We start from the raw sequence: 24,496 nt of genomic DNA, 5'->3' as shown, positions 1-24,496 counted from the left end.
CGCTCCGGGGGGCTAATCTTTTTCCTGGCAATCGACTGCGTTTTGTTAGCAATCGAATGGCAAGCATCAACGTTAGGCAGTCGCTGCAGCAGTTGCCTCTTTCACGGTCTTAATGATCGCGGCCGATACCTTGTAAGGATCAGCATTCGATGCAGGACGTCGATCTTCGAGTCGCCCCTTCCAGCCGTCGTCAATCGTACCAACCGGGATACGAATCGAAGCACCACGGTCCGATACGCCGTAGCTAAACTCATTGATGCTCTGCGTCTCGTGCTGGCCAGTCAATCGTTGATCGTTGTCTGCACCATAAACAGTGATGTGACGATCGATAACGCCACCAAATCCATCACAGATTCTTCTGAACACAGCCTCGTCCCCGCAGGTGCGCATTAAACCATTCGAGAAATTCGCATGCATCCCCGATCCATTCCAGTCGGTTTTCCCCAACGGTTTCGGATGCCATTCAATCGCAAAGCCGTACTTCTCACCGGTACGTTCGAGCAGGTATCGAGCTACCCAAACTTCATCACCGGCCCGCTTCGCGCCTTTCGCAAAGATCTGGAATTCCCACTGACCCGCTGCCACTTCGGCATTGATTCCTTCAACATTGATTCCTGCTTCAATACAAGCATCGAGATGCTCTTCGACACAATCTCGTCCGTGGGCGTTGCTTGAGCCAACGGAGCAGTAATAGGGTCCTTGCGGTCCTGGAAAACCACCTGCCGGAAAACCAGGTGGGTTATTATTCGTCGTGCACCAGAGGAAGTACTCTTGCTCGAAACCGAACCAGAAATCGTCGTCGTCTTCTTCAATGGTCGCTCGACCATTCGATTCATGCGGAGTTCCGTCTGCGTTTTGCACCTCAGACATCACGAGAAACGCATTCTTACGACCCGGATCGGGGAAGATCGCAACCGGCTTCAGGAGGCAATCAGAATCCTCGCCCGTCGCTTGCTCGGTGCTACTCCCATCAAAAGACCATACGGGGCAGTCCTCGAGTTTACCTCCAAAATCTGACTCGATCCGTGTCTTGGACCGCAGGCTCTGCGTCGGCTTATATCCATCGAGCCAGATGTATTCGAGTTTCGTTTTGTTGCTCATGGCTGAAGTTCGTCCTTTTTCCAAGAGGAATGGGAAATGTCAAAGCCTGTCGACTGCAGGACGCCAAACATCGATCTGCGAACCAATTTTCCCCCCGAGGCTCAACCAGCCCAGAAAGCTCTTACCAGCACACAGCCGCCTTTTCGGTGTCTGAAAGACTTCAGGCGGAGTCTCGAGTCAGCAAATCGCGTACCGATGACGCGAATAGTGCCTATGATCGTAAGGAATTCAACGTTGTATGCAAGGGGCTCCACCCCGCTCGCTCACAAACATAGCACTACCTCTGTTGCTTGCCTAAAAATGCGGCATAATTCGACCCTTCCTCGCTCACCCCAAAGCGAAAAAAAAAACGGCTCTCAACGGTAATTTTTCCCAGCCTGCCTTCCGTCGAACGCCGGCCAACCCACCGCGATTCGAAGGATCCTGAGACGGCGGAAAGTTCCGCCAGTGAGAAGGCACTCCGAGCGATTCGCCGATCTGCCGACGCGCCGAACGACCGAACGCGGCAAAGGCTCCCCGCACCCATCTCCACCGCTGAGCAGGGAGCTGGCCACCAAGTAGATCGAAACCCGACATTACGGCAGGCAGCGGGCAAAGTTGGCCTGGCAGCGCGATGCGACCTGAATTCAACGCTGACAACTCGTCAGACAACCTAACTCCCGTCCCCTTTGCAATCGGAAACGTTTCTGAAAACAATGCGGCCAATCGGTGACAATCCACTCCAACTTGCCGACTGCACAGCCTGAAATTCGATACGGATCGGCGATCGCAAGCTGCTGATCTCTCCCTTCAACCGTTTTCGGCGGTCATCAACATCCTTGATTGAATTCAACCGACAGCTGACCGAGTCGATCCTATTAACCTGCTACAATTGGGCGGAATTCACGCATCTTAAGACAAAGAATCAGGGAGAAGTGATAGGCATGTCGGATCCCCAACTCGCAGCCTTGGCGGCGATGCGAAATCTATCGCCACGTCGAAACACAACAGCAGCGAGCGACGTCAGTGAACTCGTGACTGAGCAGCTTGTTCACTTCGGGATCGACCCTGCAAGCGATCAAGGTCGAGCGTTAGCGAACGTTGCGCGACGACTGTATGAAACGGGTGCCGACATGGATGCACTTTGGCGTTTGACCCAAGAGTCAATCAATCATCTCGACCGGTCGGATCGGATCGCTTACTTCAACGCCAAGAAATTCCTTTCCTTTCAAACGGCTAAGCTGCTGGACATGCTGCAAAACCCATTTCGTCGCAGCTACCAAACACTCAAACTCGACTACCAAACGCAATCTGCGAAGGGACCTTATGCGGTTTTCGACAATGTGACTGCAATTTTTTCGGCAACCCCGGTCATTGCGAGAACGGCAACCTACGTTTACGCCTGTGCTGAATGGATTGAAGACGCGTTCCAGGGAAAAGAGTTGCTGCTAGAAATTTATTCCCGACTCCTGAATCCGACTTCCGTTTCGCTGGCAAATTTCATCGTCGATATCGAAGCGGGCCCGTATTCGACTGAGTATTTTGCCTGGAACTTCAACAGTGGCATGGCAGCCATTGATGGTGTCTTATCCCACCTGCTTGGACGAGATGACGTACTGATCAGCAGTCGCAACATCTATGGGGGTGCTCATCAATTGATTCACGATTGGTACGCGAAACCCTCCAATTTGAGAATTGGAGTCGAGTCATTTGCCGGGTCAAGCGTCGATGATTTTGAAGAATGCTGGAAACGAACTCAACAAAATTTTGCTGACCGTTTCGCAGCTGGCAGACAAGCCTACGTTTACATTGAATCACCATGCAATCCGCACGGCTACGTGCTGGACGTTCCCGGCATCTGTCGATCAGCCCATGCAAAAGGACTTCGTGTCATACTCGACGCCACGGTCGGAACTCCTTTCTTGGTTCAGCCGTTACAGCGTGAAGATCCAAACGAACGACCGGACTTTGTGATACACAGCTACACAAAAGATTTGTCGGGAACCGGATCGACGATTGCGGGCGTGGTGATTGGTCGCAACCACGATATGTTCGCTCCCAAAGGAGCAACGATCAATGGTGTAGCCTGGAACGAAACGATGTTCTGGAATGTCTATTACGTCAAAGGAGCGTTCCTGAATGCCGATGCAGCCTTCGAAGTAATTCAAGGTGTGCGAACACTTGGTGTTCGCATGTTGAACAAATGCATTAACACCGAAATCCTGGCAAGATTTTTCGATTCCCATCCACAGATACAAGTGCACTGCAACGCTTTGCCCGACAACGAAAATTCCGCCCTTCGTCAAAAGTTACTTTTTCTCGGGTTGCCGGCACCCCTCTTCACGATCGACATCGAGGGCGTTCCAGCCGAGGTGTTTCAGCGATTCTTCGATTCCTTAGAACCGATGTTTGCCCACATGATCAGTTTGGGCCAATCAAACACGATTGTCAGCTGTCCGGCTTTAACGACCCATTCAGAACTTGACGAAGTAACATTGGCTGCCGGTGGAATTGGTGCGACAACCATCCGATTGGCAATCGGCAACGAAAACCCGAAAGATTTGATCGCTCAATTCATCCAATCGGCTCGCTTGACCATTGACCCACACGTCCCTGGTTTCAGCGATCGATTTATGGCTCTCGAGTCAATCGACAAATTAGTCCACGATTCCTACGTGGATGGACACCGACGCTATGTCGAATCCAAGGCCCCGATGGCTGATTATCTCGCTTGAATGGCCAGCGAAACCAGCCGGAAAAGGCGGCCAAATTCGCAGTTCAACCATGGTCCTTCATCAGCGTATAATATTAACACAGTCGCAAAGTCAGCCACGGCAGGCTCACTGAGCTTGAAACCACGCTCGTAATCGAATCGTCACTTTTTTGGGGAGTCGAGATACGATGTTCACAATCACGACCCAAACGGGAGCACCCGATTGCTCAGGGGTCTCTCGCCGAGATTTCCTGCAAGTGGGTGCGCTCGGCATGACCGGTCTGACCTTGCCGGGCCTGCTATCGGTTCGAGCCCAGGCGGAATCGATGAGGGCAGATTTCCTGCGTGATAAGGCAGTTGTCTTGCTCTATCTTTCTGGCGGTGCAAGCCATATCGAAACTTTCAACCCCAACATGGATGCTCCGGCGCCCCATCGGAGCATGAATGGTGAAACCAAGACATCCTTGCCGGGTGTAACTTTTGGTTCGACGTTTCCCGAACTGGCCAAACGGGCGAAACAGTTAGCCATCGTGCGATCTCATCAGCACCCCATTGGCGGACACGAGCAAGCCCATGTTCATGTGCTATCCGGCGGTACCGATCCGAAAGGTGATGGCAAGACGGGATTCTCCATGGGTTCGCTATACGCTCGACTGCGAGGATTAAACCATGAAGTTACAGGCTTGCCGACCTACTTGCTGCTGACCCATGCAGAACTCGACGGTCAGTACAGCAGCGAAGTAAAACGTGTGGTGAAGGGCTCTTGGCCGGGCCAGCTCGGCCCAGGTTTATCACCGTTCCGACATCACGATTCATCGCATCTGCCACCTCAACACCAGCGATCAAGCATACGACGCATTAACAACGGCAGCTCCTCCAAGAAGGGTTCCTTTGCAGCCGACATGCAATTGGCCATTTCACAGGATCAACTCGATGATCGCATGGCCCTGTTAACTTCCATCGACCGCATGAAACGCCAAGTCGAATCGAATCAAATTCGAACCACATCACAATATCAGCAGCAAGCTTTCGACCTAATTCTTGGGAACGCTTCAAAGGTCTTCGATTTAACGCGTGAATCAAAACGGTTGGTCGAGAAGTACGATACCAGTGAGACGATGATTGGAAAAAAGGTTTTTCGAAAATCCAATCTCGGCAAACAAATGCTGCTGGCTCGACGTTTGGTTGAGAATGGCGCCGGTTTTGTCACCGTTCACTCAGCCGGCTGGGACATGCATGCGGACGGCAACAATCCGGGCATGATTGACGGCATGAACATGTTAGGCCGTACAGTCGATAAGGCGGTCAGCGCATTTATTGATGACCTGAAGGATCGCGAATTGACCGACAAAATACTGCTGGTGATCACCGGTGATTTCGGTAGAACGCCGAAAATCAATAAGAATGGAGGACGCGACCATTGGGCTAATCTAGGAACGCTGGCGATGTCTGGTGGAGGGCTTCCCATGGGACAAGTGATCGGACGATCAGATCGCAACAATGCGTACCCCGCCACAGACCCGGTTACTCCCCAAATGATGATGAGTACGATCATGCATACGATTTTTGACGTAGGAAAACTACGTATCGCAAGAGGCGTGTCCCGTACGGCACTCCAGGCGATCGAAAAACATAAGCCAATCAAAGAGCTGGTCGTCTGACCGATCGCCGACCATCAGCCACACAGTGCGAGCAGGCTACTGAATCAGTATTTGGCAGCTTGCCAAATCGTGATTCAGCTGGCAACTCAAGGATTCGGATATGGGCTTAGAATCGCCAAGTCGCTTGCTCAGATTCGAAAAACGGTGAATCGCCTTCGCCTTCCAGCCAATTCTCATTATTTGCAAACCTGCGGGACGGGTGAACCTCTGAAAACAACGAATCGGCAGCCACCTGATCGAGTTCCGGCAGTTGCAAGGATCGTCGAGCGACCATCGTCGTTGCTGGCGACTGATCGGCTTCCATCTTCGTCAATTCAGCTGCCGTACTCTCAAAGAGATGACTCACTGCGGCATGCGAAGCGGGCCTCCGGTTCTGCACTGCCACACTTGCGGCCGAATACTGCCCTTGCTGAAATGCGTAAACGAGATCACTGGTTGAGAACTCGGTATCGCAGTTCCAATCGCCGCTACTCCAAGTCGAGTTACCAACGATACCATCTTCGTATTGACCGGCCTGAAACACGGTCACCAAATCCCCTGAGTTAAAGAGGCCATCCAAATTGGCGTCTCCAATGCTGGTATTGAAAATCGTTTCGACAAGATTTTCCAAATCAGCCAAATCTACCGTGCCATTTTGATCGAGATCAAAATCGCCCGCACCAGCGCGGACCGCGTCAGACATCAGATCGATATCTTGAACATCGAGCTTGCCGTCAGAGTTGAAATCGCCCGGGCGATCCGTTCCCAGGAACCCTGGTGAACCGCCCACCCAAGAGCTAGCTTGCCAAGCATCCAGTTCGGACCAACGATCAATTCGCAACTGGGGATCAACGACCTCCAGAGAATATCCCTCGCCGTCAGTTTGTGGGAACCAACGATCGCTGAAATTAAAACGTAGAATCGCCGCATCGAACGGTTCAGGAAAAATCAAGCTGATTGACTCTCCGCCATTCGCTAATTTGCCTTCATACTCGCCAATCACTCGCGCGTGTGCACCGTAGTGATTTCTAAAGGCCTCGACATCTTCCGCAACGATAACCGATTCATGCGGCTGCAGGATGCTATCGGGAAAGACGAATTCAATGGCAGTGGACAACCTGACTCCAGTGAGATCGAGAGGTTGATCCAGAACATTCGTGATCTCTACAAACTCAATGTTGCCCTTGGACTCTGGGTTGTACATCAGTTCCGTAATCCGAGCACCTTGATCTAAATCTTCAAAGGGATCTTCTTGCTTAATCTTTGCAGTTCCTTCGAGCGACAAACCAAAGGTCAGATCTTGATCAAAGAAGACCGCTCGTCCCTGATGAACTTCAACGGCAAACACATTTTCCCCTACCTGCAATAGACCTTCCGGAATTTGATAAGGCCCATCAACTGGCGCGTTGAATACACTCTCAGAAGCACTTGTATTGAATCGAACATCACTATCAGGAAGTCGCTGCCGGACAACCTCTTGGCCATTAAGATAGACGATGAATCCATCATCAACTTGAGCACGAATGGCTGCCACGACTTGAGACAAATCGATCTCATCTTCCAGAGTAAAGGCTTTGCGCAAATATAAGGTGGTTGCGTCAAAGTCGATTTCCGTTTGCAACGAAAGCCCAAACAGCCGGTTCCTGACACCTAGCAAAGCTTGGCCTGACGACCAATCGGAGTCATCGTATTCTGGGTCTCGCCATGCTGTCTCCAGATTGGATCCCGATGCGTCATATTTCCATTCGCTGTTGAGCCCAAATCCGAAGTTGACGGTATTTTCGGTACCGTTGGAAGCTCCCGGTGTTGGTACGTTACGAAATCCGAATCGCTTGTCACCGTCGGGAACTCGCCCCATCGATACGTCTGATGTCTGAGGAGGAGAAAAGACGAGATCAATCCGCGTCAGATCAGGTGAAAAGAATCCGATCTGTTCCAGATCAGGCGAAATTCGGAAATCCAAATGATCTGCGCCTCGATCGATGTCGCCATCCGCAATCAGGGTGCGAAACCCCTTCGCGGCAATGAAGGACAAAGGGCGGAATTCCGACATATCCGGAATCGCGAAAGGATCATCGGATAAGTAGTGTCCTCCCAGGTCGACCGGAAAATCTGCCGAGTTGTAGAGTTCAACGAAATCGGCCTCCACACGCACCTGCCCACTTGCAAGCCATTCGTTGATTACGATGCTTGTTGCCTCGCCCACAGGGTGAGCTTGGTTAGGCAACCCGGGAGTTGGCACACTCAATCCCCATTCGGCGTCGTCTCCCAGGCGACTGATTGAAAGACCGGGAAGTTGGAGTCCGAATTCAACCGAATCCACCAGATTTTTCGTCGCTCCGTCGTCGAACAGGTAAACGGCCTCGCCATCATCGTTTAGTGCAAACCCGAGATCTCCTTCAGCCGCACCATCTCCAGGCTGCTCCGTTGATAAAGTCAGATGCTCCCCAGCGGCCAACACCGTGTCGGCGGGAAAGACGAACCGAGTGGGACGTTCCCGATCATCGGTAATGGAATAATTACTTAAGTCAATTGGCATTGAACTGGGATTAAACAATTCGATCCAGCCCGCCGCAGTCTCGTCCAAGTTGTCCGACTTATTAGTCGCGAGCAATTCGCTGATGACGACTGCCGGTCGGTATTCTGAATCGACGGTCCAAGTCGCGGTCGTGGCATCATCATTGCTTTGCCAATTGCCTAATTGGTTCTTTCCGGTAACGACCAACGTATGCATGCCTTCCGACAAGTCATCAAGCTGAATCGATTGCCCAACGGGTAATTCCTGGCTTTCTGCGCCCGCATCGATTCGGTAACGAAAGTGCGTAATGGTTGGGCCGCCAACAAAGATCGTGGCGTCGCGTTTGGCGGTCGTTCCCACGGGCACACCACGTAGACTCGCCCCCAGCGTCACTTCCGCACCCATATCTTGGCCATCACTGCCGGCTCCCAGTGCAAATGACCCGGCAGCAAGCGTTCCATCAGTCCTCACGTTCGCATTGCCAAACAGATTCCCGTTCCCTTCGAATGACATTAAATCGCCACTCAGAAAAGAATGAGAGACGATCAAATCCGTGTCGGGTTGAATCTGCTCAAAGCTTGTTGGCGTCGGTGGAAATAGACTATTTTCGACATAGGCCCCTCGACCGGGTCCGTCGGTTTGCCCTGGCAAATCGAAATAGAGTGGAGCAAACTCGGCATTGACAACCGTGTTGTTGATGAAGTGCATGAACGCATCTTCTTTGACCAACGACGCATGTTGGACATTCGAAAACAGATTGCCGATCGTCCAAAACGTTCCAGCTGACGACGAAATGGTATTGGATTCGCCGGGATCTGTATTGAATTCATCCTTGATGAAATTATAGAATCGGTTGCCCTCGATCCAGACATCCCCGGTCATATCCAGCGCATCGTCGCCTCCACCTACAAACCGGTTATTGCGAATCACGGAGATTGGATTTGGCAAACGAGACGCGTCGAAATCAATGTGGTCATTGTGACCGGTGATATGTCCGAAGACATTATCTTCGATGATCCATTGACCATTTTCCGGCACCCCACGCCCCCAAATGTGTTCGCTTTGATTATCGGTCGTGGGGGCTTCATCGGGATCAAAGATATTCGTAAAGATCGAATTTCGGATGACGAGTGAGGAATCGATCGATCGGACGCGACGCCGATCGGTGTTGTCTAGCGTCACATGATCAAGCACCAAACTTGAATTTTCCAATCCCAACATTCCATCCCCAGTAACGCCATACTCGACAATCGCATATTCGATCCGGTTATCCGACATCGCGTCGCGAAACTGAATTCCATTCCAGTCATCAGCACCTGGTTCACGAGTAAATCTTACTTCTTGAAATGGTTTACCGATCGCATTGATTGTACCTCGCACAGTCAAACGTCCGTTGTTGCCAAAGAAGACCGTTGTTCCTGGCTCAATCGTGAGCGTCGCACCAGCAGCAATCGTAATATCGGACTGAACGAGGAAGGGGCCCTCGGCTGCTGACCATGTTGTGTCGCTGACAATATCTGCTGAAACAAGCAGGGAAGAGCCATCGTCATACCAAATATCAATGATTTGCTCGTCGACGATATCACCCGCCGCTGAGGGCTGATCAAAAGCGACCACCGAATAACGATTCAGCCCCGGAAACAACTCAAGCTCCGGTACCACTTCCGCATCAATGATTTCTACATCTCTTGCAGTTAATTCCAGATCGAAGGACAAGTCAGAACTGCTCGGGCCCGCTTGATGGACTTCGACTGCAATTACGTTTTCTCCCTGCAGCAATAGATCGGCAGGCAATTCAAATGGAACAAAATCGTTTTCTTGCTGATTCGGTCGCGTCTCGGATGCATAATCGTCGAATTTAGCGTCGAGACTTAAGTTATCGGTGCGGATGACTTCCGTACCATTCAGATAAACAGCAGCTGCGTCATCGTAGACGAGTCTCGCCGACAAGAGGTCGACCTTGTCCAGATCGTCGACAGAAAATGTGCTACGAAAATAGGTCGTGGGAGCGTTGTCTGCGCCTCCTCCATTCGAAATCACCGTCTGCTCATCATCGTCACCGTATCCGAGTTGTGCTGGTCCGACTGCCCATGCTTGATCGTCGAATCCCGCGTCGCGCCAAACCGCACCCTGATCAGATCCATCATCGAGATAGTTCCAGGCGGAACCTGCTTCGATCAGAATTTGCGATTCAACTTTTTGGTTCCCGGCAATATTAAACTCCCAGCTACGATTTGCGCTGATATCGATGACCTCTTGTCCATTGACTGTCATCGACAAGGTCGAACTCTCTGGAGCTCGTCCGGAAAGCGTGAGCTCCGGCAAATTGGTACGAGGAAGACCAGAAACAATCTCTGTATTGGCCCCGATCGAGACGACCTGATTGATGTCGTCGATTACATTCTGAGCTCTCTGCTCCAGAAATCCGAGAATTTCTTCGATGCGTGATTCGGTCGCCACTCCCCGCAACACCTGTCGAATCGTTTCTTCGGTTTGGTCCGTCCGTATTACATTCTGAATCAAGTCCTCGTATTCGTGATAGAACTGATAACGAAATTCCGGATGAGTCATCAACCGATCTAAGGCAGGCACGCCGCGTGGCTCATCCAAGTCCCGCCCCGCGTTACCGAACACCGAATCCAAATCGTACGGAATCATGGTGAAACGGGTATCGGTTTCTCCACGATACATCGCATAGTCATCGCCCAGATCGTCTCCCGTAAACAACCCCGCTTCGGTGTTGCCTATCAGTGAATTCATCGCAAAGGCTCGAAACCACTGCTGAACATTCGCCACCTGCTGAACGTCCTGGACATAGGTTTCCGCAGGACTGTTATTGAGCAGATCGGTAAGCTGAATCACATCGCTCCAATCCGCTTCACTCGCATTGGTGTTCTTTCCGTAGCTGACGTAGGGCGCGGACTCAGTTCCCAAATAGGCCAAACCAGCACCCTCACCACCCGGAGGTGACTCATCAGGTCGTCGACCTCGATAAAGGTTGCCGGCACTATCTTCGGGATAGTGCAAATCCACGAAGTCTGAATCCATCTGTTCAACGTGTGCATAGAACCCGTTGCGCAAATCAACTCCGTTGGAGTACATCCGAACGCCACGTGCGTCGGCCATTTCCACACCCGCCAGGCGAAACAATGCAGCTCCGGCAATATTATTCACGGCGCTAGCAGCGTTGAGATTGATTCGCCTGAACCCTTGAAAATCGCGGTCATTCGGAAAGTTAATCCGATTACTGGGAACGGCGTTATTACGACTCGCACTACCCCGCAAGCGGATCCCCGTGTTGTAATGAACGTCGACTCCCGATCCATCAACTGAAATGAATGTCGCGTTAAACTGAGCATCACTCTGTCGGTTGACATCGGTAAACGCTTGCCGCTCAGCATTCGTCATAATTTGAAAATAGACCGGCGGATTCTCCGGGTTCCACCGCTGATCTTGATCGAAATCATCCAGCACCTGGTAAAGCGCATTTGCCTCTTGCAATTGATTCGAAGTGGCGGCTGGCCAGGTTCTTTGATGGTTGGCGACATCAACTGCCTCAACAAAAAACTCGATCACTGTTCGATCCGCTTGCGGGGGAATCGTTGCGGAAAAAAGCGAGTCGCCTGCCAACCCATCGCTGCCTTGACCATCATCCAGCATCACGACGGTGTTGAACTCGGCTTCCGTATCGATCTTCCAATGAAGCCTTGCGTTTGCGCCGATGGCATCGTCCTTGATGACCGCCGAAACAGTTACTGCTTCGTTTGTTTTGGGAATGGCGGGCTGATGTAACACGTCAAAAATCAACGGCGCGGAATTCGCGTCCGCCGTGCTGTTGGAAGATCCAGGAGTTCCACCATCAACAAGACTGGACGTCCAGTTTTGACCAAAGTCGTTGGAAACAAAACGATTGACCAGCTCAAGTGATTTATTTCCTCCATCGTGGCCGGCACTCCAGATCCAGCCCGTGCTACCTCGATCGTCCGGACCGACCGTCCGAATTGCCCAGTCACCTTCACTCGCATAGCGGAGCTGATCGATGACGTTACCAAGCCCATCAACCAGCTCGATTGTCTCGCCACGGTTCGAAAGCTTGCCCTCCCAACCCCCGACCCAGTTCGTCACATTCTCGTATTTTTGGGTAAACGCATCGGTGTCCGCAGCAACGACCAGATACCCTTGAGCTGGAAGCGTTACGGCAGGAAACTCAAAATTGACACCTCGAATGAGTCGCCAGCCCGCGAGGGAAATGTCCGACGAACCCAGATTGTGCAGCTCGATGAATTCCTGATCCACTCGCTCTGCATCAAGAATGCCATCACGAGGCAGACTGTACATGATTTCGCTGATGACAACCGCTTGCGGCAAATCAGCGATCGGTGAGTCGGTGTTTAGATCGCCCGGTGTGGGAGTCAGAAAATACCCCTGCTGATTGCCATCTGGAGAAACTCCATAAGAAACGTCTCCACTTTGTGCCGGATAGATCGGCGCATACTCAAATTCCACTGCCACTCCACCAGGACGCATTAACCCCAAGTACTCGCCATTCGAGGAAAGTTTAAAATTGGTGTGCAGCTCTTGAGCGACTTCCCGACGATCCTTTCCAGAGGCAAACACGACGAGCTGTTCACCCGACTCCAAGCTCTGTTTCGGAAACTGCCATTTCGCGGGATTGTCCGCCGCATCCGTCAGGTACCAACCCTGCAAATCGATCGACGAGTCTCCCGTGTTACGAACTTCCACCCAGTCCGAATAGTCTCCATCCTGGTCCGCCCAAGTGGCTTCGTTATCCGCCATGAACTCGCTGATCACCACCGCAAGTAGCTGCCTCGATTCGAGAAGCTCTGAGGTGATCCTTCTCGCTCTTCCACGGAAATGATTTCTGCCTGATTCAATTCGCATCGATATTGATTCCATAAGAAATGATCAAGTCAAGTCGCCGAAAAACCACTCCACCCAACAACGTTCGTCGCGCAAATCCCCAATACCGAGTCACTTCGGCTACGTCACAAAATCGCCACCTTCATAAACCCGTCAATCCAGAATTCACCCTGTTCATCAAGAATGTGATAGACCGAAAGATTCGTGACGATTCATCGAACATCAGGATGCGTGAATTCCACTAACCTGATCACGCAAGCGATCTTCGCCACCGTCACCAAAGGCTGCCACCAACAGGGCGGAACAGCCATTGAAATCCCTCAACGCCAAGTCGGACTAAAACGGGGTCACCCTCGGCCTCGATTCTCAGCATAACAGACAGACAAATTGAATTCGTCAAATTACACGTGATGCACCTGATTCCAGCACGCCTACTTTAAACTTCCCCCGTTGATCAGCGAGGTTTACCTCGGCACGTTGTCACAATCGGTTGCGAAACGGCTGGGTGTTCACAGTTCGTATCATCACGCCCTCCTGGACCTTCCTACCCCGCGACACCTTCTTCAACCATTGTGGTTAGCATTAATCGCGATGCTTGCGTTCACCACGGATGGCTTGCCGTTCCGATATCTAACGCAACTCATACACCCAAGTCAGCCGACAAGTTTCAAAATACTGGATTCTTTTACTCAAAAGGGCAATCAATCAGGCCGCGGGTTGGCACCACTCAACTGCCAAACTGATCTCCGACAGCATTCACGCAATGTCAGTCTGTGTTGAATGCCGGTTTCCCCCCATTCATCGCCCCGATTAGCCTTCTGTAAGTCAGCGGGCAAAAATCTTTCTTTAGGCTGGGCAAAAGGCTACTGGCAGCGCCGCAACTGTTAGAATCGGGCGCATCTCAAGGATTTACTGCCCCACTTTTCAAGTTTTGCTGAGGCAGTTGGCTCCAGATCATTTGATTCTTTCCAGCCGTTTTTTTTAAATCAGGACCGTACGCCCTCAACGCATCCAAACGCCATCAAGAGAGCATCACCATGGTGGGTAAAATTAGTTTCTCGATTTCGCGTCAATTTAAAATCGCCTTGACACTCGTGACGATGATCGCTGCGAATCTGTCTGCCGACGATTGGCAACAATTTCGAGGTCCGAATTGTCGTGGAATTTCCCGAGGGACTCTCGCGCTCCCGACAACCTTCTCCGACCGAGAAAACGTACGTTGGTCAGCCGCTGTTGGAGATGGCGTCGGCGGCGCGGTAATTACATCCGGACGTGTGTTTGTTAGTGGGATGACGGACGCCGAGACAATCAGCCTCTTTGCTTTCGATGTCGAGACAGGCAAGCGACTTTGGCGACGCGATTGGGCCACGGGTTCCTTACCTTCGATTCATTCCATCAACAGTCAGGCTAGTTCAACCCCCGCTGCAGACGAGGAGCGTGTTTACTTTTACTTCAGCACGCTGGGTTTGCTGGCCGTTGATGCACAAACCGGCCAGGACATTTGGCGAAAGAAGCTGCCAACACCGTTCTTCGTTTTCAAATGGGGGCCTGGAATGTCACCAGTCCTTCATGGCGACACGGTCTTGTTTTGCCAGGACGACGACCTTAACCCATCCTTGCGTGCCTTTGACAAACGCACCGGAGATTTGCTTTGGAGCGACGATCGACTCGACATGTCGGTGAACTATTCGCATCCGGTCATCTCGACGATTGATGGTCGGAGCGACATCGTCGTCGCTGGCACCGGCATGTTGATCGGCTACGATCCCGACAGCGGTAAACGACGTTGGTTTGCTAAAGTTCTGCTTCGCAATATCAAGACGACTCCCGTTTGTGTGAACGGCACGATCTATGTTTCTCTACAAAGCGCCGGCATTGCGAATCAATGGATCACAGCCGTTGATCGTGACGAGCACGCGGGCAACAATGACAACCGACTCGACAAAGGTGAAATCCAGAAGTTTGTCGGGGACCAGATGATTCCCGCACAGTTTTGGGCACGCACGTTTGACCGTGGCGATCTCAACCGAGATGGTTTCTTGGAAGGGCGTGAATTGGATGTCGCATTCCTTCATCCCAACAATTTTGCCGGTGCCGATTTCACCGCTTCCGGCGACACGTCTGCCGAACAATACATCATGTCGATCCAGGGTGGCGGAAGCGGTGACGTCACTCGTTCTCATTTAAAATGGAAGCACCCCACCAAGCATACCGATCACATCATCTCGCCGTTGGTCGTTGATGATCGGCTCTTGCTTTTAAAGAGCGGCGGAATCAGAACCGTCTTCGACACGGCGAAAGGACTCCCCGTTCATCGACCCCAACGAGTTGGACGCGGGGGTGATTTTTATGCATCCCCCGTGACAGGCGATGGCAAGATCTACCTGGCCGGTGAAAATGGAGATATTATCGTTCTCAAGAACGATGCCACCTATCGGGAACTCGCTCGCAACAACATTGGCGAAAGCATCATTGCTACCCCGGCCATTGCCGATGGGTGTCTCCTGGTCCGCTCGCGCAGCCGACTATTTTGTCTGGCGAAAAACGCCCAAACTGATTAATTGTCAGACTTCACTTAATGATATTCGCTTCCGGTTGTGATCCGGTCGACCGCCAGAGTACAATCTGAGGCGACGAGTTGAACCGGTTTCCACGAGGGCAAGACCATGCTATCGATCCGCGGAGTCCCCAGTAAATCGTGTAACGGCGTGTCCCGTAGAGCGATGTTACAGGCGGCTGGCTCAGGCCTACTGGGGCTGAGCCTCCCCAAAACATTAGCTGCTGAGCGGATCAAACCGGTTGAGCAGGCTCGCGCCAAGTCGGTCATTTTCATGTTTCTGTTTGGCGGCCCCAGTCAATTTGAAACATTCGATCTGAAGCCTGATGCGCCCAGTGAAATCCGAGGGCCATTTCGCCCCATCGGTTGTCGCACTCCAGGCATGAAGATCTGCGAACACCTGCCACGCTTGGCAAACGTTTCCGATCACTTCCGTGTGATTCGATCGATGTCACATGATTTCAACGATCACAGCGGAGCGGGCCACTATTTACAAACGGGACACCGTTGGCACATCCCGATTGGCGGCGGCTTTAGCGCCACCCCCAATGATTGGCCCTCGATCGGATCGGTCGTCGAATATCTATCACAACAAAACGGCGGCTTAGCAGCTGAATTACCCAACTATATGGTCGTCCCCAATCGGTTGGGACGACTGCAAGAAAACGGCCAGTATGTCCGACCTGGCGAATATGCGGGTTGGCTCGGCGCAGCCAACAATCCTTTGACGACTCGTTTTGACAGAAAAAACATCAACGACAATCCCTATTGGCGTAATTGTTCTGATGAAGAATTAAACTTTCGTTTCGCCGGTCTGGAACCCATGACTGCGATCGAACTCGACCGCCTGCGACAACGAACATCATTACTCAAGCAATTTGACGATCAGCGCCGTATCTTGGACAGGCGACATGAACACGAACTCGACTTACTCAACCGTCGTGCCGTTGGATTAGCAACATCACAACGCACCCGTGAGGCCCTTGATGTTCGTCGCGAACCGGCGACGACGCGTGACCAATACGGACGCCATTTGTTTGGCCAGGCCACCCTTTTAGCTAGACGGCTTGTTGAGGCCGGAACACGATTCGTCACAATTCATTATGATGCTTGCGACGGCTACAGTTGGGATTCTCACGTTCATAGCGATGACGTGAAGAATCATCTGCTGCCAACTTTTGACCAGGCCTTATCCGCTCTGCTGGTTGACCTGAAAGAGCGAGGATTGTTGGACGAAACACTCGTTGTAGCACTCGGAGAAATGGGGCGAACCCCCAAACCGACCCCACGATGGGGCCGTGGACATTGGAGCACCTTGTTCCCTGCCGTTGTTGCGGGCGCTGGTATTCCAGGCGGCACGACGTGGGGAAGTTCCGACAAAGATGGAGCCTATCCGCAAGAAAACGTAATGTCCCCCGAAGACCTTGCTGCCACGATCTACTACGCCTTGGGCATTGACTCAAATCTGCAAATCACAATGCCCGATGGCCGCCCCACCGCGTTGGTGACCAATGGACAACCGGTGCGTGGATTGTTCAGCTGACAGCGGCCGCTCATGGCGTGGCTTGAATGAGCACTCGAGCGAAGTAACGTCCAACCGCCACTTCCAATCGACGGCGAGCGATCAATTTCTCGGCAAGTCGATTTGGCCCTAACGATTTGGCCCTAACGATTCGCTACGTACTTGCCTGACTGGAAGGCCAAGACAAGATCAGACGTATCAAACTCTCCGTCACAATTCCAATCTCCATGACGCCAGGATGAATTGTTACGGATACCATCTTCAAAGTGATCAGCCTGCGAAATTGCAATCAAATCTTCCGAATCAAAGATTCCGTCCAAGTTCGTATCCCCGTAGGTGGTCCGCCAGACATCTTGGATGAGAAAATCAAGGTCATCCTCCAAGGAGCCATCGCCCGTCAAATCGGCCGTTAGATCCCGATCGCGAACCATGGCACAAAAAAGATCCACATCACTCACATCAATTTCCGCATCCCGATTGATGTCTGCCACCGCATCATCCAACCCGGGTGAACCTCCCCGACCGACGCTAGGTCGCCAGCCCTCCGACTGATTCCACCTTTCAAACGGTCCGGTTGCATCGCGAATCGTCAGTGAATATCCTCCGCCATCGGTCGATGGATACCAAGCATCGTCATAATTAAACTCCTGAATCGTCTGCCCCGACGAATCCAGCAACTGAATGGTTTCCCCGCCGTTGCTCAAACGAGATGCGTCGGGAGTCGCTCCATATTCCCCAATGATTCGCACAGCCGCCCCGTATCGATGTTGAAAGGCTGCCGTGTTTCTCACCAGCACAGCCTCTTCGTGGCCAGCAAGTTCAAATTGAGGGAACCGATAGGAAATTCCTTTTACGAGCTGCAGATTGGCAAGGTCGATGGTCTGATCGGAGACATTCACAACAGTCAGATATTCAAGGTCTGCCTCGGAGAAGTCGCCATCATCTGCCTCGGCCGGATGATACATCAGTTCCGAAATCCTGACACTTGGTGTCGCAGAACGATAGATCGCCTCATTCAAGGCACTCCAAACACCGTCAACCAATGTGCGTGCTCGAAGAACGGTCGCCCCGTTTAACGAAATGGGCTGGGTGTACTGCATGGCTGTAAGACCAACTTCGCCAGCCGTTTCGCCCTGTCGCAACGCACTCTGTCTTGGGTCGCTGCCATCCGTCGTGTAGTAGACATCGCCAACGGCTTCGACATTCACCAGCGTGCCCGGAGTGATTTCGCCACCGTGTTGGCTAAAGACAGGCGCAGCCACAGCAGGAAAGAGCCCGGCTTCCACATATTGATCCAGCACAATCGCAGACCGTCGGGGAAAATAACGCTCATTGAGACGTTCGCGGACTTGCTGCCAATCATCCACAGTAAACAGGCGATTGTCTTTCCGAACGCCGGTCGATTGAGTATCGCCCCAGCGTGCTGATTCGGCAATCAGCGCGGTTTCAATTGCCGCCGCCAATTGGTCGTAGCGTGCTGCGGGCACATTACGATCGGGATGAGCGGGATCCCATTCGGGCGACGCAGGATCAACATGAAGCACTCCGCCATTGAAGAAATGTCGTTGAATTCGGTCGGCAAACATCAGGCGAAACTCTTCGTTCTCGCGTAATGATCGATAGGCCTCTGCAACTCCATCCGACGCGTTCAATCGATTGGTGGTTAATGACGAACCTTCCCCATGATCCAAGATTTTTTCGGTGTCCCAAGCGTAATATTTGAAGCCCGTACTTTCGGGACCCTGCCGGCGACCCACATAATAATTTCGCCCTGGCCAATCGACGTTTCCGCCATAGTGATTCACCATGAGGTAGTCAATGTAGTTGTCAAAATCGATGAGAGTTTCCAGCTCTGGATTGTCCGTGCCATCGGGATTCTTACCCATCAATTCGAGTACAGCGGCGTTACTCACCTCGGCATCCGACTTGCGCGCGTTGCGAGCTACTCGACGTACCGCCTGCCATGCGGAAGCATTACCATCACGAACGGACCCCGTGTTGAGCGCGTCCCATTCATCCTTATCACCGCCAAAATAATTGCTTGAGAAGGAGGCATTGGGACGTTCAACCGCGTTATACAAACCCCAATAAACACCGTTCAAATACACATGCACAAAGCGTCCATGGGCCTGTGGATTCCCCATTTCAAGCAGGGTTGTTCGGGCCCATGTATCGCGAATGTATTGCGTTGAATGGGGAGTATGTACCCAACCATCGTTGTAAGCACCCCTCAAGATAATGGTGTCGAACGAATCCGACGCATCATTTCCGAACAGCGGCAGACGAAGTTTTCTTGGACCATATCGCCCGCGAAACTCAAGTCGAAACGACTGTTTCAACGAATTTGCAAAGTTCCGTACGTTGTCACCTGCTATCCGTAAACCGGCCAGACCTTGGTAGTCAAATTGATCGTCACCCCCAATTATTTCAACGGACGTTGGGCGTTCCCAATCAAAGCCATATCGGGCTGAATTGGCATAGATACCATTTTCCTTTTCGAACAAATCATCCATCTCGGTCACGATCGAAACCGAAGGCACAGCAGTTAATGACTCGACCATTTGGGCTGCAAAACGACCTTCAAATTGATCGTCCGGACCCACAACATCAGGATCCATTCCGTAATCTGGAATCGTGTTTCGGCTGCCCCAGGTTTCCGGAAAACCTCGATCTCGTGTTTGCTGCACATCTTGGTGAATCACGTCTTCCAACAACAAAAACGTGTGTGTATCGAGCGGACTCGAGATCGCGCCTTCTCGTATCGCGGCAACTCGCAAAGTTGTCGTTTTATCAATTCGCACGGTCGCCGTTGGTGGAGTCAGGGCATCGGGTGGTGAAACGATGATCGCTGAGTCGAGCGTCGGCAAGCTACCGTCGGTCGTATAAATCAAACTCGCACCCGGGGTAGCAGTTTGCAATTGCAAATCAAACGCCGACTCATAGAACCCGCGTTCGTGATCCAACGAAACAGGATCAACCAGCGAGTCGAATGCGACAAGCCCATTGGCTCCAGCGGGAGTCGGTTGCTGAAAGAACTGATAGCCTCCGTCTTGAATCGGCCCCGGCAATTCCACTCGCAACTCGGCTCCAATCAAGAAATCATTGGAACCCGATGAACTATTCATCCCATGGATCGCGAGTAGATTTTCACCGTTGCGCAGTGTCCCCAGCATCGAACTGACGTCGAAATCCACAAACGTCTTCGCTTCCGAATCACTTGGCCGAGCCGTCGCTTTCGAATTCCAATCGAGGACTCCCGGAGCGTTTCGACGGGCAATCTCAGTGCCATTCACATAAGCAACAAAGCCGTCATCACATTTAACGCGCAACGTCATCCCATACAGTGTTTCTGCATTTTCGATTTGAAAGGGGATACGAATGTATGCCGTTGCATTCTCTCGCCACATATCGGCTTCGAGATCGAGACCGATCAGATCGGTGTACCCGCCCACATCCCCTTCAAATCCAACGGGGCCAGAATTGCTTAACCAACTCGAGTCGTCGAAACCAAGTTCCGTCCACGATATCCCGAGCGTCGATCCACCGTTTTCTTCCGTGGGCACCAGGGCCCGGACGGCTGTGTCCTCGGTGACCGCAATCGTCGTGCTACTCTGCTGGGCAAGGCCATAAGATCGATCGCTTTGCAGCGCAGGATACTGCGGTGCCATTTCACTCACCACCACCTGCTCGTGATTTGTCAGGCCAAGATACTCCCCACTCGCTTGGAGACGGAAGTTCGTGTGCAGCGGACTCGAATCATCGCTGCGATTTTTTCCCGACGCAAAGACGATGAGATATTGCTCTGGCGGCAGCGAGAGCGGAGGAAACGACCATTTATCTTTTCGCTCCGAATCATCGGTCAAATGCCAGCCGCCAAGATTCGCCGTTGCGTCACCGGCGTTGTAGATTTCAAGCCAATCCGAACGGTCACCGTCTTCGTCTTCGATGCCCTCTTCGTTGGCGACAACGACTTCTGTGATCAGTAGCTTCGCATCCAAAACCCGGCGCGACTCCAGCAACTCAAGCTGTCTCGGTCTCCTGTCACGCCGTCTTGAAATTCGTCTCGCCTGCGGCCGCGTGAGCCAATTCTGCAAAATTGCTGACCAACATTGTCTCATGTCGTCACCTTGCCGGGTTGTACGTTAACTTCGATCTGTGTCGAATCCATCGCCAAGCCCATCCGTCTGTCACGTTCCGAATCACAAGTGGATTTCGCGGCAGCTCCACGTATTGATAGCGGCAGCTCCACGTATTGATAGCAGATCTCGCATCGTATCAAATCCAACACATTCTTCCCAATAAGTTCTCGATGCGACTCAATAATATCTCGTCCAGAACACAAAATAGATCCGTGTGCATCGAATAATCGGGCGCGCAAACCAAAGCATGCAAACCCATTACACGGTAAAAACCCCGATTTTTCGCGATAAAAGAAATCCTGCCTTGGCGGCCAGATGGTTCCTGGCAACATGCAACGATCGGTGGCTTGTAACAGATTTACAGCCTCCAGATTCGAATCTCCATCAACCTTTGCCAGAAAGTTAAGGGAAAGAGATCCAGCCAGACATGGCGAATGTTCTCCTGCTTTCTGGCGCGGCTTTGGCTTGATGGAGTTATCAATTCGAGCATTGATCCCTTTTGATGCTTGGCAGTAACACGTGCCGGCAAATCTCTTTACTTCTGCTCGTCAATCGGCGCACGCCAAGCGTTCCTCGCATCACAACCTTGGACACCAAACCGAACGAAAAAAAGCCATGTGGTGACGCCGAACGATAGCGACCACGATCGTGATTCAGCTGAAAAGCTGAATCGATTCAGTTCGCTTAACAAAGCGAATACCGCAGAATTGGCACGATCGTGTCGAGCCAAGAGCAATACCGTTTCACGACTTTTACATGCACCCCCAAAAAACGACTAAGTCAACGCAGAATCGCTTCAATACGCAAGATCACGGTGCTACCATAGTGAACCAATATCGCGCACCCGACCTGGGTTGATCAAATGAAACTCTTGCCGAATCAACAAGCAGACAGATAACTGAAGTTCGAGGATCCCCAAAATGCCAGTCATCAAATTCACCAACAGACAGGTCCTACTCGTGATCATCTTGCTGACAAGTATCGCGTCCCCGTCGCGCGCTGGCTATCATCTACGGCTGGGGAGACAACGATTCCAATCAAATCAGTGACATCCCGACCGGAGGCGATTTCACCGACATGTCCTCCTATTACGCATTTGGGTTTGGTTTGCATAGCGACGGATCGATCGCCGCCTGGGGATACGATGACTACAATCAGGTCACTGACGCGCCAACCGGCACCGGGTTTCAAGATGTCGCCAGCTCTTACTACACTGGCTTTGCCATCAACTCCAGCGGCCAGATCGTCGGCTGGGGACGCGACGAATACAGCCTCCTCGACGTACCATCAGGCAATGACTTCGTCCAGCTCTCGAACGGCTATTACGCCGGCTTTGCCCTCAACTCTGATGGCAAGATCTACGGCTGGGGAAACGATGATTCCGATCAACTCACCCACATCCCGACCGACAACGGGTACACGAAGGTCGTCAGCTGGTACGCGAATGTCTATGCTCTGGCTGCAGACGGATCGATCGCCGCCTGGGGATACAATGAATACAATCAGGTCACTGACACGCCGACCGGCACCGGGTTTCAAGATGTAGCCGCCTCTTCTTACCAAGGCGCCGCGATTCGTGCGGACGGTTCACTCGTCGCCTGGGGATACGACGATTCCAACCTCCTCGACGTACCATCAGGCAATGACTTCGTGCAGATCGCGGGGGGCGATTACAATTTTTACGCCTTACGAAGTGACGGCTCGATCGTCGGCTGGGGAAGTGACGAATACGGTCAAGTTTCTGATGTGCCGACCGGAACTAGTTTTACAGGAGTATTTGACGGCGGATTTAGGGCGGGTTTTGCTATCGGTACTGACGAACCGCCGGCAGTTCCGGAGCCCACAACCCTCGCTGTCTGGTCACTTCTCGGCATCTTCGGGATCAGTGCAACCTACTGGCAACGACGCAAAAAATCGTTCTAGTCATTTGGCAACTGCTTTCCAACTTGATGAAGCATGCGCTGGATCACGATTCCAGCGGGCACGATCAAATAACCGGTCAAAAACGGTTGACCGGTGAAAGCATTTGAGCGAGACTGAGTGGGCTGAAACCGTCTCCACGCCCACCGCCGGAGTCTCCCATGCCGATTTCACATCCATTCCAGTTGCCGCGTCGCGGCTTCCTTCAAATGGGTGCGTTGAGCCTAGGTGGCCTCACGCTTCCGAGCTTGCTTCGCGCCGAAGCCGCTTCAGGGGTTCGTTCGTCACACAAATCAGTCATTCTGATTTACCTGGTCGGTGGCCCCCCCCACCAGGACATGTTTGACCTGAAACCGAACGCACCAAGTGAATTCGCAGGTCCATGGAAACCAATCCCAACCAACGTCACAGGCGTCCAGATTTGCGAAGCCCTCCCGCGCCTTGCCAAGATCATGGACAAATTGGCAATTGTGCGATCTCTCGTCGGTAATCAGGCTGACCACGATGCGATCCAAGTGTACAACGGGCACCACCCGAAAGGGCTCACACCAGCCGGTGGTTGGCCACAGTTCGGCTCCGCCGTCGCGAAGCTACAGGGCTCGGTGGATCCAAGCGTCCCACCGTTCGTCAGCTTGTGTTACACCTGCTCGCACGGTCCTTACAACGAACCGGGACCAGGCTTTCTCGGCTCCGCCGCTTCGCCGTTCCGGGCATTGATGGGAAAGACTCGTGACGACATGCTGTTTAATGGCATGAGCGTCAAACGTCTCGAAGATCGCAAATCACTGCTGCGTCGCTTTGACAACATTCGCCGCAATCTCGACTCAAACGACGAAATGGGCGCGATGGACGCCTTTACCCAACAAGCATTTGGATTATTGACCTCGTCCAGAATGGCCGATGCTCTCGATATTTCGCAGGAACCGGCTGACGTTATCGAACGGTACGGTACCGGAGACCCGACAGTCTTCATGGACAGCAATGGTGCGCCGCGTGTACCTCAAAGCTTACTCATGGCGAGAAGGCTAATCGAAGCCGGTGCTCGTGTTGTGACACTTAACTACAGCAAATGGGACTGGCATGGTGGTAGAAATACCGAAGGCCGTGTCAACAACTCCATTTTCCTTCGCGAGGCAGAAGACTTTCCCCCGTTCGATCAGTGCTTAAGTGCTTTGGTCGAAGACCTGCATGACCGCGGTCTCGACAAGGACTGTAGCGTCGTTGTGATGGGTGAATTTGGTCGTACACCCAAGATCAGCGCCAGAACGGGACGTGACCACTGGCCGAACGTTAACTGCGCATTGCTTGCCGGTGGCGGCATGAAGACGGGTCAGGTCATCGGCAGCACGGACAAGATCGCTGGCGAAGTCGCCTCCCGTCCTGTCACCTTCGGCGAACTGTATGCGACGCTCTACCATAACCTCGGTATCACTCCGGAACAGGCAACCCTTCCCGACCTTGCGGGACGACCTCAGTATCTTACCGAAGACAACGCGAAACCCCTGTCGGAACTTGTCTAATCCGCG

Annotated in this window: 9 protein-coding genes; 6 read left to right on the top strand and 3 right to left on the bottom strand. The window is 52.3% G+C overall.

Translation table 11 applies throughout. From position 1 onward, the window contains the following. Positions 1-72: 72 nt before the first annotated feature. A complete protein-coding gene (locus P8N76_19155; GenBank protein ID MDG2383799.1) occupies positions 73-1,101 on the bottom strand; it encodes a glutamine synthetase beta-grasp domain-containing protein in 1,029 nt (342 codons plus the stop codon). A 923-nt stretch (positions 1,102-2,024) separates the two neighbouring features. Between P8N76_19155 and P8N76_19150 the strand changes: the two genes are divergently transcribed. Next, entirely contained in the window at positions 2,025-3,815 is a 1,791-nt protein-coding gene (locus P8N76_19150) for a PLP-dependent transferase (protein MDG2383798.1), read from the top strand. 166 nt (positions 3,816-3,981) lie between these two features. Next, positions 3,982-5,454 (top strand): DUF1501 domain-containing protein, encoded by a 1,473-nt coding sequence (locus P8N76_19145; GenBank protein MDG2383797.1) that lies wholly within the window; start codon positions 3,982-3,984, stop codon positions 5,452-5,454. A gap of 106 nt (positions 5,455-5,560) precedes the next feature. Here the strand turns inward: P8N76_19145 and P8N76_19140 are convergent, their stop codons facing one another. Beyond that, on the bottom strand, positions 5,561-12,853 hold the full coding sequence (locus P8N76_19140) for a lamin tail domain-containing protein (GenBank protein MDG2383796.1): 7,293 nt from the start codon (positions 12,851-12,853) through the stop codon (positions 5,561-5,563). A 1,016-nt stretch (positions 12,854-13,869) separates the two neighbouring features. Between P8N76_19140 and P8N76_19135 the strand changes: the two genes are divergently transcribed. Next, positions 13,870-15,393 (top strand): PQQ-binding-like beta-propeller repeat protein, encoded by a 1,524-nt coding sequence (locus tag P8N76_19135; GenBank protein MDG2383795.1) that lies wholly within the window; start codon positions 13,870-13,872, stop codon positions 15,391-15,393. 105 nt (positions 15,394-15,498) lie between these two features. Then, positions 15,499-16,932, top strand: coding sequence for a DUF1501 domain-containing protein (locus tag P8N76_19130; protein MDG2383794.1), 1,434 nt, complete (start codon positions 15,499-15,501; stop codon positions 16,930-16,932). A 122-nt stretch (positions 16,933-17,054) separates the two neighbouring features. On the opposite strand, the gene P8N76_19125 is transcribed toward P8N76_19130, so the two are convergent. Then, positions 17,055-21,029, bottom strand: coding sequence for a lamin tail domain-containing protein (locus P8N76_19125; protein MDG2383793.1), 3,975 nt, complete (start codon positions 21,027-21,029; stop codon positions 17,055-17,057). Positions 21,030-22,127: 1,098 nt separating this feature from the next. Between P8N76_19125 and P8N76_19120 the strand changes: the two genes are divergently transcribed. Both P8N76_19120 and P8N76_19115 read left to right on the top strand, forming a co-directional pair. Next, positions 22,128-22,973, top strand: coding sequence for a hypothetical protein (locus P8N76_19120; GenBank protein MDG2383792.1), 846 nt, complete (start codon positions 22,128-22,130; stop codon positions 22,971-22,973). 158 nt (positions 22,974-23,131) lie between these two features. Next, on the top strand, positions 23,132-24,490 hold the full coding sequence (locus P8N76_19115; protein ID MDG2383791.1) for a DUF1501 domain-containing protein: 1,359 nt from the start codon (positions 23,132-23,134) through the stop codon (positions 24,488-24,490). Positions 24,491-24,496 lie beyond the last annotated feature (6 nt).

Source organism: Pirellulaceae bacterium (assembly GCA_029243025.1).
Lineage (GTDB): Bacteria > Planctomycetota > Planctomycetia > Pirellulales > Pirellulaceae.
Note: the sequence above shows the minus strand (reverse complement) of the source record. Positions and strands in the feature narration are given on the sequence as shown.

Bases quoted from the DNA above. Each gene is read 5' to 3' on its own strand.
- P8N76_19155 (MDG2383799.1), bottom strand. From the start codon at position 1,101: ATGAGCAACAAAACGAAACTCGAATACATCTGGCTCGATGGATATAAG.
- P8N76_19150 (MDG2383798.1), top strand. From the start codon at position 2,025: ATGTCGGATCCCCAACTCGCAGCCTTGGCGGCGATGCGAAATCTATCG.
- P8N76_19145 (MDG2383797.1), top strand. From the start codon at position 3,982: ATGTTCACAATCACGACCCAAACGGGAGCACCCGATTGCTCAGGGGTC.
- P8N76_19140 (MDG2383796.1), bottom strand. From the start codon at position 12,853: ATGCGAATTGAATCAGGCAGAAATCATTTCCGTGGAAGAGCGAGAAGG.
- P8N76_19135 (MDG2383795.1), top strand. From the start codon at position 13,870: ATGGTGGGTAAAATTAGTTTCTCGATTTCGCGTCAATTTAAAATCGCC.
- P8N76_19130 (MDG2383794.1), top strand. From the start codon at position 15,499: ATGCTATCGATCCGCGGAGTCCCCAGTAAATCGTGTAACGGCGTGTCC.
- P8N76_19125 (MDG2383793.1), bottom strand. From the start codon at position 21,029: ATGAGACAATGTTGGTCAGCAATTTTGCAGAATTGGCTCACGCGGCCG.
- P8N76_19120 (MDG2383792.1), top strand. From the start codon at position 22,128: ATGTCCTCCTATTACGCATTTGGGTTTGGTTTGCATAGCGACGGATCG.
- P8N76_19115 (MDG2383791.1), top strand. From the start codon at position 23,132: ATGCCGATTTCACATCCATTCCAGTTGCCGCGTCGCGGCTTCCTTCAA.